Origin of the sequence: Flagellimonas alvinocaridis (assembly GCF_004916895.1) — a bacterium.
GTDB lineage: Bacteria > Bacteroidota > Bacteroidia > Flavobacteriales > Flavobacteriaceae > Flagellimonas > Flagellimonas alvinocaridis.
The window spans coordinates 40,346-52,329 of sequence record NZ_SNTZ01000008.1; the positions used below are offsets into that span (position 1 = coordinate 40,346).

Below are 11,984 nucleotides of genomic sequence, written 5' to 3' on the forward strand. Positions count from 1 at the left end.
AAAGACATTCATTTATCTTCAACGGGTATGATTGTTTTTATCTCTTGAGGCCTTAACGTTTTTATGCACTGTTAAATTGAACATTTACACAACCTGATATCATATTTTCAACCATGAAAAAAACCAAACCAATCACAGTATTTTTATGCGCTATCCTTTACTTATCCTGCAATACCAAACAAAAACAGGACAATACCAATACAATTGAAACAACCCAAACCATGACTGAAAACAACACCGGAAAACTGCCAACAATTACCATAAACAAGGAATCCTTTACCCAATTGGGAGACCTACATTTTAAGCACAGCGTTGGTGGAGAGCCCATTAAAGAAGAAACCTTGGTATTGGTAAAATATGATGATGAATTTCTTGAAATACAATTTGAATGCAGGGACAACCCTAGAATGGACCAGAATTATTTCACGGAAGATAACACTCCCATGTTCACACAAGAGGTCTTTGAGCTTTTTATCAGCAAAGGAAAAGAACCTATGGAGGACTATGTTGAGATTCAATTAAACCCCAACAATGCCATGTTCCTGGCCACCATACATAACAACTTCAAAGGTGATGGAAAATTTAGCTCGGAGCATTTGGATCCCAACGCCATGGGTGTGGAACACAGTGCCTCCAAGGACCAAAACACCAATACATGGAGCGGACACATGAGAATTCCATTAAAATTGCTACAGTACCCTGAAAATACGCCTGACAATGTATATAGATTGAATTTTTACCGAATCATTTCCCAAGAAGACCAAACCGAAAAGGGTTGGAGAAACAATGCAGAAAATTCCACCTTTGCCTGTTGGAGTTCCACCATGGCCAAAAGACCTGCTTTCCACAGGCCTGAATACTTTGGCTATATGGTTTTGGAATAAAAGGCCGTAAAAATCAAAGTGCACTCATTTCAAAACAAAAATGGGGCGCTGGTTATCACCTGCGCCCCATGCAATCTAAAAAACTAACCAAACAATTCCAATGATTGCTCGATCTTACACACTGTAATAAAATGTACAGTGGGGGCCAATCATCCTACATCTGATATTGGCCAAATTTCTTACTTAAACGGCCTTACTCAAGACATCTGCCAAACGTTCGGCCACATAATCAACCTGTTCAGGCTTCAATAGTACAACACCGACACTCAATCTGTCCGCAGCACCATCTCTTCCTCTTCTTATATTGGTTACTATACTTGGATTTTCAGCTTTTAAGGCATCACTAACCTCTTTGGGGCTCATCTTCACCTTTTCTTCATCCCAGCTTACCAACATACTTGGAAAAGCATTTGCGGGACCAGGACTTACATGGGTCTCACCACTCACGGTCTCAATGGTAGTTATCTTTGTTTTGATACGCTCAATACGATCCAACCAATCTTGCCATTCCTTTTCATGGTCCAGTTCCAAATAAGCCTTAAGGGCGGCATACATACCAAAAATCTCTTCTTTGTTGACTTTCATGGGCCTACCTATTGGAGCTTCATGCGGGCTATGGTTGAATTTAGCCGCTTCAATAAGGTCTTTTCTACCAAAAAGAAGCCCGGCACTTTGTGGCCCCCTAATCATTTTTCCTCCTGAAAAAGTGATTAAATCAAACCCAATTTTTTGAAACTTGAACAAGTTCTCCTTTGGGGGTACATCAGCAGCAGCATCAATGAACGTAGGTACATTATGGCGCTTGGCTATGGCCACAAATTCCTCGTGTAAAATTGGGCCACTTGCTGCATTGAAGTACAAGGCCATTACCGTATTCTCATTGATGGCAGCTTCCATTTCCTCCGCACCATCAACCTCAACAATCTTGGCTCCTGCCGTAGGAATTGCTTGATCAAAAACATATCTATGGCTCTTCTGCATGATAACTTCCGGACGTGGATCTAGAAGATCGGGTAATTGCCTTCTTTTCTTCAGGTCCATGCCCGTTATGGTCGCTGCGGTACCCAATACCATGGCACAGGCCGCACCGGAGGTTACCATAGCCGCTTCCACGTTGAGCATTTCAGCTATCTTTTCCCCTACCTTGTCCTGTAGTTGGTACATATTGGCAAAATCATGGGCGGTGGAGTTAATGGCCGCCATAACCTCTGGACGCATCAACGAGCCCGATAGAAAGGTCATGGTAACCCCCGCATTGATTACCGGGGTCACGCCCAGTTCCTCAAAAAAGTTCCTGGTCGCTTCTTCTGTTCCAGCTCCTGAGTCGGTCTTGCTGAATTCGCAGGCCGATACCATACCGGTACCTACCAATCCACCTACTACCGGAACAGCCGATAAGTTTTTCAATAATTTTCTCCTTGTAATCATTTGTTATTGCTTTTGGGTTATTCCAATTCCATGATACGTTCCACTTCCTCCCAATTGTACTGAAAAGACAGTGACCGAGTGCCACAGAACTCTCTCTGGTGGCACCCATCACTGTTCAACTTATTTTAGTTTTCCTCTGTCAGTAAAAATGGACCAATTACCATCCTTGTCGTTGAACAAGGTTTTCATTGGTATCTATTTCTTCCTGAGGCAATGGATAATATCTGTTTCGCTCTGCATAACCGTTAGGGCCCAATACATCTTGAGCCAATCCCCATCTTCTCAAATCATTGAAACGATGGTACTCAAAGGCCAATTCTACTTGTCTTTCATGTACAATGGCATCGAACAAAGCTTCCTTGGTACCAGTAGTACCGGCATCCAGCAAAGGCATTCCCACACGATCTCTTACTTCATTTACGGCATCACGGGCATCATCCCTCATATCCAACTCATTGGCAGCTTCTGCATACATCAACAAAACATCTGCGTATCTGATAGCTGGGAAGTTGGTTCCTCGGTTGTTCACATACATTACAGGGAACAAGCCTTTTTTCAGGTTATATCCTGTAGCGGACCATACCGATTGATAGGTATCCAAATTAAGACTCTCCGTGCTCAGTTCAGGAGCAAAAACATCTCCATCAATGAAGATGGATTCGTTGAGCCTTGGATCTCCATCTTCAAAAGCATCAACAATAGATTGGGTAGGCAAGTGATTTCCAAAACCTCCATTAACCTGTGGATTATTGTATGATACCCTTAGTGTACCAACATCTCCTTCACCCACTTCGGCAAACTGGATTTCAAAAATGGACTCTACATTGTTCTCATTGTTGATATTGATGATATCCCCAAAGTTCTCTACCAAGTCATACAATTCTGAATCTATGACCTCACCTAGCCAAACTTCGGCTTGCTGATAGTTTTCATCGTACAGATAGACCTTTCCCAAAAGGGCCTGGGCAGCTCCTTTGGTGGCCCTACCCAAATCTGAAGCGCCATACACCTCGGGAAGCACTGCCTCGGCATCAATCAAATCCTGAATCATCACTTCATAGATGGCAGCTCTGGTCGATTTGGCCACAAGGGCATCAGAAGGCACATCAAAAGGCTCTGTGAACAGGGGCACATCTTCCCACAAGGTGGTCAAGTGCCAATAATAGAACGCGCGTAGAAACTTGGCTTCTCCCACAAACCTAGCCTGAAGGCTTGCATCGATTTCTTCCATTAAAGGTACTTCCTTGATTACTGTATTGGCTCTAAAGACTCCTTCATATAGCTTTCCATACACATCCATTAGAATACCATCAGCAGCTGAATAGGTAAAATCATTGAATCCATAGCCACCAGTGTTGGTAAGGACGGTCTCGCCTGTTGGGGGATCGTACAACTTTGCCATGGTGTTCGAATACAATTCGGTGGTCTGTAGGGTCGCATAGATTGCATTCACCCCTTGTTCCGCACGCTCAGCAGAGTTAAAAAATCCGTCAACTGGAATGGCATCTGGCGGAGTTTTATCCAAAAAATCTTTTTCGCAACTGCCTAGAGATAAAGCCAAGCAGCTAAGAGTGAGTATTTTATATATATATTTCATGATCTCTATTTTTTTCGATTTATTTTCCTCGGTTTCCTACAATCCTATTTGCACGCCCATTTGTATGGTTCTAGGCAAAGGGTAAGTTCCCGTATCAACCCCTACTGCAAGAGGATTCAAATCGTTGGTCGCCCAACCAGATCCACCAAGTACATCAGGATTATATCCTGAATAATCGGTAATGGTAAACACATTTTGGGCGCTTAAATAAATCCTGGCATTGGTCAGCCCAACGGAATCCAAGATGCTCTTTGGGAATCTATACCCAACCTGTATGTTGCGTAATTTCAGGAAAGAGGCATTTTCAAGAAAACGTGTGGATGGACGAGTGTTGTCGTTAGGGTTTCCACGTACTGCCCTTGGGAAGGTATTTGTGGAACCTTCACTGGTCCAACGGTTCAACGTAGTGGCCATTTGTCCGTGTTCACCGTCCATACTTTCCAAATATGCTCTTTGGCTATTGTATAGCTCCTTTCCTGCAATTCCTTGAAAGCTCAAGCTCAGATCAAAGTTCTTGTAAGACATGCTTCCGTTGATACCGTAACTGAAATCAGGGAATGGATCTCCTATCACCTTTCTATCCGCATCGGTAATGGCACCATCTCCGTTCAAGTCTTTGAATCTTACGTCTCCAGGTGCTGCTCCAGGCTGTGTGGCATGGCTGGCTACTTCTTGATCGTTCTGGAAGATTCCATCGGCAACATAACCATAGAAACTGGACATGCTCTCTCCAACTGTGGTACGGGTAAAGGTTCCATAGTTATAGGCGTTGTTCACCAAGTTGATGATGGATGTAGTTCCATCTCCCAAACTGGTCACCTCATTCTTAACTGTGGATAAATTAACCGATACCTCATAGTTGAAATCCTCACGATCTTTTCTATATCCCAACAAGAACTCAAAACCGGAGTTTTTGATCCCTGCGGAATTCTCATATGGGCCCGAAGACCTATCAATACCAGTGGCTACCGAAATCGGGGTACGCAACAAAACGCCATCGGTATCCTTAACCCAGTAATCCGCGGTAAAGAAAATAGATCCGTCCAACAATCCTAGATCAACACCTACGTTGGTCTGTGTTGTGGATTCCCATTTCAAGGCGGGATTACCCAAGCTTGTGACCGCTGCAGCAGCAGCTATACCCTGACCTGATCCTAAAATATACCTTGGTGTGGTATCAATGGTGGTCTGGTTCACATAATTATCATTGGTATCCTGGTTACCCAATTTACCCCAGCTTCCCCTTAACTTCAAGTTGCTGATGGCCGGTATGGCGGACATAAAGTTTTCTCTGGAAATGTTCCATCCCAAAGCTAAGGATGGGAAATTACCGAACCTGTTCTCACTACCAAATCTTGAAGAACCATCACGACGGAAAGTCGCTGTGAACAAATACTTGTCCAAAACGGTGATGTTGGCCCTTCCCAAATAAGATCTCAATGCCCATTCGGACTCATTCCCTTGAAGCGTGAAGCTTCCTGTTCCCGCATCGATTACCCGTAGTTCGTTGCTGGGGAATTCGCGAATTGATCCACCGATGTTGCTATAAAAAGCATTCTGTTCGGTGTATCCACCTAAAAGAGATAGGGAGAAATCTTCAAATTGCTTGTCATAGGTCAAAATATTCTCAACCAAATACTCGTAAGATTCGTTCTTGCTCTCCGTTAATTGTTGAACAAGATTGGTCCTGTTTTCCATTTCAAACTTGGGCACATACAATTTTGATGTATTGAAACCGGCATTGATACCCAAATTCAAACGATATTTCAAGTTAGGAATGATTTGATACTCGGCATACAAGCTTCCCAAGATTTTATTGATGGTGGTATAGGTACGTCTAAAGTTCCTTCTACCTACAATATTCTCACGGTTGTTCCTGCCAGTTTCGGCAGCATTGGGACCGGCATACCCTCCAAGGTTTCCTTCCCTAAAGATGGGCATCGTTGGGGACGCTCCCAAGAGGTAAGCAAAGTCCAAGTTGTTTCCTTGACCCATGTTTAGACCCAATCCCCTACTTAGGTTGATGGATTCTCCAATGGTCAGTTTTTCTCCAATCTTGAATTCACTCTTTACCCTAGCGGTGTATCTTTTAAAGTTACTGAACACCATGATACCCTCTTGATCAAAATACCCACCAGAAACAGAATACTTGGCATTTTCACTACCTCCAGATATAGACACGTTATAGTTTTGTATCGGAGCAGCCTGATAGGCCGCCTTCTGCCAGTCAGTATTTACGGTTATGCCATCAGGGTTGGCAAATGCAGGTTCAACTGTTGCTCCTGCTGCGGCGGAAGCATCAATATTCAATTGGGCATATTGTCTAGAGTTCAACATTGGAATGAAATCCGTAAACTCTTGTATACCGTAGTAGCTGTCTATAGTTACTTTGGGCTTACCACTTTTACCTGCTTTGGTGGTGATCAATACCACTCCATTGGCAGCTCTTGACCCATAAATGGCAGAGGCAGAAGCATCTTTTAAGATATCCATGGACTCAATGGAATTCGGGTCTATGGAGTTCACATCGGTAACGTTTACCGGCATACCATCCACAACATATAGTGGACCGGTATTTCCAAAAGTACCCATACCACGCACTCTTATCTGTAAAGGCGCGCCGGGCTCTCCCGAGCTAGAGGTAATTTCAACACCGGGAATCCTTCCCTGAACGGCTTCGTTGATATTGGCAACAGGCTGTCCTTGTACATCATCCGAGGAAACAGATGAAATGGCTCCGGTTAAATCACTTTTTCTCTGGGTACCATATCCTACAATCACCACCTCATCAAGACTCTGTGCATCTTCCATCAAGGTCACGTTTAAGGTAGTGGCGGTTCCTACGGCAATCTCTTGGGTAGAGAATCCCAATGAACTGAACACCAACACGGCGTCAGGACCGGAAACTTGTAGCACATAGTTCCCATCGAAATCGGCCGCGGTACCATTAGTGGTCCCTTTTTCTATGACCGAGGCTCCAAGAATAGGAACTCCGTTGCTGTCTACAATAGTCCCACTAATGGAAATCTGAGGAACAGGTTGTTCCGCATTGGCCATAGGGGTTTTTCCAGAAAAGACAGGCTGCACGGGTCTGTTGCTCTTCAGTACAATCTGGTTCTTTACGGTTACAAAAGAGATATTGTCCCCTACAAAGATTTTGTGCAACAAATCTTTAATAGGGATGTTCTTCACATTGATGGTCACCTTTTTGTTCACATCAACTTCACCTGTTTTGTAAAAGAATTTGAATTTGCTTTGGTTCTCTATCTGGCCCAATACCATTTCAATAGGGGCGTTGTTCACACTCACCGTCACTTTTGTGTTCTGGGAATATGAGCTCGCATGGAGATTGAACAAGACACATATAAATAATAAGATCGAAACCTTCAATGTTCGGTTCTTGTTTAAAATGTTTTCCAAAAAACAGGAAAACCAATGGTTGTTTTTCATAATTTTGAGAGATTTTGATTGATTATTAATCCTTCAGTTAAAATCATTTTTTAGGGGAACGTGGCCGCGTTCCCTTTTTTTTTGAGTCAGTTTGTTTTAATTCATTGGCAAGTGGGTTTTTAGTTGGGTTGATTAATTATCACTTTATTATCTTGAATGTAGTAGTCAAATCCGGCACTTTCCTTGAAGGTATCCAATAGATCAATGATGGTTTCGTTTCCAAACTTACCATTGAATCGTATGGGATCCAGTTCTGTATAGGCATTGTTGATCTCTACATTGTATCTTCTTTCAATTTTGTAGACAATTTCTTGGAAAGACTCATTGTTGAAAATCAACCTTCCTTGTCTCCATTCCAAGTAATCGTTCACATCCACCTCCTCAACAGCAAACCCGTTGGAGGTCAAAGATGCTTTTTGCCCAGGAACTATGACTTGGGATATTCTTCCTTCTTCTTCCTGCTGCTTATCCGACACAGAAACGCTTCCTTCAACCAATACGGTAAAAGGTTCGGTGCCTTTATATGAGCTTACATTGAAATGTGTTCCTAAAACCTGGACATCTATATCATTGGCCTCAACCAAAAATGGGCGCTTCTCGTCTTTGGCCACCTCAAAATAGGCTTCGCCATCCAAGAATACCCTTCTTTCCTGACCTGGAAGAAAGTTGACTGGAAATTTCATGGAAGTGCCCGAATTGAGGTGCACCAAGGAACCATCCGAAAGTACCAACTGAAATGTCTTTCCATGGGGTACCTTTATCTCATTATACACCAATTCCTTAATGGATTCATTGGCATTGTACACAATCTTGTTCCCCACTTGGGTAGCAAATACTTTTCCTCCTTGGGTCGAGAAGTTCTGCTCTGAGTTCACATTGAGTTTCTCGGTGGTATTGTCACCCGTACTAAGAACAACGGCACTGTCCTCAATGATCAATCCTGGATTTTCCACTGGTTCTTGGGACAACCAAACATAGGCCCCTGCAACAAGTCCAACAAAAATGGCCGCGTATTTAAGGGTATTGGCCCGTTTTCTCCTGCGTGACATGATCTTGAGGCGTCCTTGAATTTCATACCAAGCCTTTTCAATGTCTTCATCTCCCTTGGTACCCAAGGCCCAAATCTTCTTTATTTCCATGAATGCCTCCTTGTTGCTTGGAGAGGCTTCTATCCATTCAAAAATTTGCGCCACCTCGGCTTCGGAAGCTGCTTCTGATAGGTATTTGGTTATCAAACGATATTCCATTGAAAGTCTTTGGTGTTTGTAGTAGGTACACGTCAAACACTTTCTACCCTATATGACAGTTAAGTTTTTTTTAAAAAAGCGTTAAAAAAATTAAAATAAGGATGTAGGGGATGTAGCTGGCGAGCCTCAATTTAAGGAACTTGAGCGCCCGGGTCATATTGGCCTCCACTGCTTTTAGGGTGATGTCCATTTCTTCAGCTATCTCCTTGTTCTTCTTGTTTTCCATGCGCTTCTTCATAAAAATCTGCCTACATTTTTCAGGCATCTCGGCAATGGATTTTTCCACCAATTCCTCAAGTTCTGAAAAGGTCATGGAATCAAACTTTAGAGAATCCAGGATTTCCATGTCCAGTAATCTTTCCTTTTCTTGAAGTTTCAAGGATTCATATCTTCTCTTGACTTTTTTATGACGAAGCAAGTTCAAACAATCCGTCTTGGCCGACGTGAACAAAAAAGAACGGATACCCCCTATTTTAATGATTTTATCCCTGTTGGTCCACAATTTGATAAAGGCATCCTGGGAAACACTCTTGGCCTTATCCCGATCACCAATGAACTTTTGGCTAAATCCAACAATGTCGTTAAAGTATTTATTGAAAAAAAACTCAAAAGCACGGTTGTCCCCTTTTTTAAATTGGGAAAACTGAAAGTCCTCTGCGCTATAAAAATCTTTTTTCATTTTCTGGCGATAGAAACAATAGGGGGAAATACTTTTAATGTCGCTTATCCGAACTGTTGGATTTGGATGCCTTCAAGTATGTTCGCTATGCATCCACTTTTTTTCTATATTAAGCGTATCATCAAGTACATCACCGCCAATTCTTGAAAATTCCTGTAAATTTTCAAATTTTTAACGATATTCTTTGGATAAAATCCTAAAATTACAATGTTTTTTTGTGATATTTCAAAACAATCATATTTCAGAATTCCTCTTCAACCGCTTTTCTCTAGTAAAATCAAGAATTTCGCTAATATAACTTATTGTGAGTCATTTTTTTGATATTTATAATTTCCAACTAACTAACATATTTTTATTTACTTGATTTACAGAAACATATGATATGTTAAAAGACAAACCGCTTTGAGTTTTAAAAGTTTTCTATTTTATGAAGGCTGGTTGAAAACATATCATATTTATTAATTCTATATTATCATTATATCACTCTTGCGTTATTTCTATAGCTTTTTAATTACGGATACCACCATTGTTGCACACCGAGAATCTTTTATTGATTATAGAAAATAAAGAAAAGGGGAATACGCAACTTAATGTACAATTTGAACCTTTATGTGCTATTTTTATAGAAGACCCTCAATCCAAATTAAAAGTCCGTTATGATCATCAACCGTTTTGATACCACTCCTACCGTGCTGAATACCTTTATTGCAGAAATACGGGATGTTGGGGTGCAGAAAGATGCCATGCGATTCAGGAGGAACATTGAACGGATTGGTGAGGTTTTGGGATATGAAATGAGCAAGACCCTTACCTATCGGGAAAAGGAAATTACCACACCTTTGGGTTCCAAAAAAATTCTTGGCTGTACTGATCAACTGGTTCTTTGTTCGGTACTCAGGGCGGGGTTACCCTTACATCATGGCATTCTGAATTACTTTGATGCTGCCGAAAATGCATTCATCTCGGCATACCGGCACCATCCCAACAATTCGGATGATTTTGAAGTGGTGGTAAAGTACTTTGCCGCACCTTCGTTAGAAAATAAAGTATTGGTATTGACCGACCCCATGTTGGCCACGGGAAAAACCTTGGAAAATGTACTCAATGTTCTAAAAGAACATGGTACGCCAAAAAAAATCCACATTATCTCTGTAATTGGTTCCAAGGCCGGAGGTGAAAAAGTGAAAGAAGTCTTTCCTAAAGATACCCATTTGTGGATTGCTGCCATTGACGATAAGCTTTCCAGCAGAGGCTATATAGTGCCTGGTCTGGGTGATGCGGGTGATTTGAGTTATGGAATCAAATTATGATGCCCTCGCCCAAGGTGTCAAAGTAAAATCTCAACGGTTTCATGGAGTTTAGGAATATGGGTGTGCCATCCGAACACCTCTTCAATCTTGGCCTTGAAAATGGACATGGTCTCGGTTTCCCCATGTATGAGGAACACCTTTTCTGGGACGTTGTCCACGCCTTCAAGCCAATGCAACAGTTCCCCTTGGTCTGCATGGGCCGATAAACTTTCCAAATGCTGCACATTGGCCTTGATCAGAACATACTTTCCAAACATTTTCAATTCTTGTGCGCCCTCCAACAAATCCCTGCCCCGGGTTCCTTCGGCTTGGTACCCCACCAGCAATATGGAAGTGGATTCCATATCCGCCAGTTGTTTGATATAAGTAAGCACCCTCCCTCCTGTGACCATGCCACTGCCCGCAATGACAATCTTGGGCCTGGGATCATCTATGGTTTCCCAGGTTTCCCGGTACGAACTCACTAAAGTAACATGGTTGCACATGTTATGGTATTCTTCCGGGGCGAGCTTATGCCATTTGGGAAATCGGCCAAAGACCTCCAATACATTTATTCCCATTGGACTGTCCACAAATATGGGAATGTTGGGGATTTTGTTCCTGTCATAAAGCTTCCACAATAAGTACATTAGCGATTGTAATCGTTCCACTGCAAAAGATGGTATGATCAAGGTGCCCCTCCTTTGTATGGTCCGTTGGATAAGTTCCCGTAAAATAGTTTCCAAGTCTTCTTCTGGATGCTTTCTATCCCCATAGGTGCTTTCCACAAAAAGATAGTCGGCCCATTGTGGCCGCTTGGGCGGGTCTAGCAGGTCGTCCTTTAGGCGCCCTACATCCCCAGAAAATACCAACTTTTTACCAAAAAGATCTATTTCAATAAAGGTTGAACCAATGATATGGCCATTATACCTAAAACGTACCGAACAATGGGGCGAAATCCCTATACTTTCCTCTTCCTCTATACTTTTAAAGAGTTTCAAGGTGGCCACTACATCATGCTGATCAAACAGTGGAAGTGCCGGGTCGTGCTTGCTGTATCCTTCCTTATTGGCCCTTTCGGCTTCTTCTTCCAGTATTTTGGCACTGTCTTCAAGAATGATCTTGGCAATCTCCAAAGTGGGCGCCGTTCCCAAAATGCTTCCTTGAAACCCCTGCTTCACCAATAGGGGAAGATATCCACAGTGATCTAAGTGACCATGCGTTAACAGAACCACATCAATCTGGGAAACCTCAATGGGCAAAGGTTCCCAGTTCTGTATCCGAAGTTCCTTGTTCCCTTGAAACATGCCACAGTCCACCAGTATCTTGACCTCATTGGTTTCCAAATAAAACTTGGAGCCCGTTACCGTGCCGGCAGCACCCAAAAAATGAATTTTAAGTCTTTCCATA

The 11,984-nt window shown here is 42.5% G+C and carries 8 protein-coding genes; 2 read left to right on the forward strand and 6 right to left on the reverse strand.

All coding sequences use genetic code 11. The features are described from left to right. Positions 1-113: 113 nt before the first annotated feature. Entirely contained in the window at positions 114-884 is a 771-nt protein-coding gene (locus EZV76_RS12985) for a carbohydrate-binding family 9-like protein (protein WP_136566992.1), read from the forward strand. Between the two features lie 183 nt (positions 885-1,067). Here the strand turns inward: EZV76_RS12985 and EZV76_RS12990 are convergent, their stop codons facing one another. The 5 genes from EZV76_RS12990 to EZV76_RS13010 form a co-directional block, all read right to left on the reverse strand. Further along, complete coding sequence (locus EZV76_RS12990; RefSeq protein WP_136566993.1) at positions 1,068-2,312, reverse strand: aminotransferase class V-fold PLP-dependent enzyme; 1,245 nt, start codon at positions 2,310-2,312, stop codon at positions 1,068-1,070. 157 nt (positions 2,313-2,469) lie between these two features. Continuing rightward, on the reverse strand, positions 2,470-3,909 hold the full coding sequence (locus EZV76_RS12995; RefSeq protein ID WP_136566994.1) for a RagB/SusD family nutrient uptake outer membrane protein: 1,440 nt from the start codon (positions 3,907-3,909) through the stop codon (positions 2,470-2,472). A 36-nt stretch (positions 3,910-3,945) separates the two neighbouring features. Continuing rightward, positions 3,946-7,359: a TonB-dependent receptor gene (locus EZV76_RS13000; protein ID WP_136566995.1), complete on the reverse strand. Its 3,414-nt coding sequence runs from the start codon at positions 7,357-7,359 to the stop codon at positions 3,946-3,948. 119 nt (positions 7,360-7,478) lie between these two features. Further along, on the reverse strand, positions 7,479-8,606 hold the full coding sequence (locus tag EZV76_RS13005) for a FecR family protein (protein WP_136566996.1): 1,128 nt from the start codon (positions 8,604-8,606) through the stop codon (positions 7,479-7,481). Positions 8,607-8,676: 70 nt separating this feature from the next. After that, positions 8,677-9,285: an RNA polymerase sigma-70 factor gene (locus tag EZV76_RS13010; RefSeq protein ID WP_136566997.1), complete on the reverse strand. Its 609-nt coding sequence runs from the start codon at positions 9,283-9,285 to the stop codon at positions 8,677-8,679. A 656-nt stretch (positions 9,286-9,941) separates the two neighbouring features. Between EZV76_RS13010 and upp the strand changes: the two genes are divergently transcribed. Further along, positions 9,942-10,595 carry a uracil phosphoribosyltransferase gene (gene upp / locus EZV76_RS13015; RefSeq protein ID WP_136566998.1) on the forward strand — a complete coding sequence of 218 codons (654 nt, stop codon included), beginning with the start codon at positions 9,942-9,944 and terminating at the stop codon, positions 10,593-10,595. Between the two features lie 17 nt (positions 10,596-10,612). Here the strand turns inward: upp and EZV76_RS13020 are convergent, their stop codons facing one another. Beyond that, on the reverse strand, positions 10,613-11,983 hold the full coding sequence (locus tag EZV76_RS13020; RefSeq protein WP_136566999.1) for an MBL fold metallo-hydrolase RNA specificity domain-containing protein: 1,371 nt from the start codon (positions 11,981-11,983) through the stop codon (positions 10,613-10,615). Between the last annotated feature and the right edge of the window lies 1 nt (position 11,984).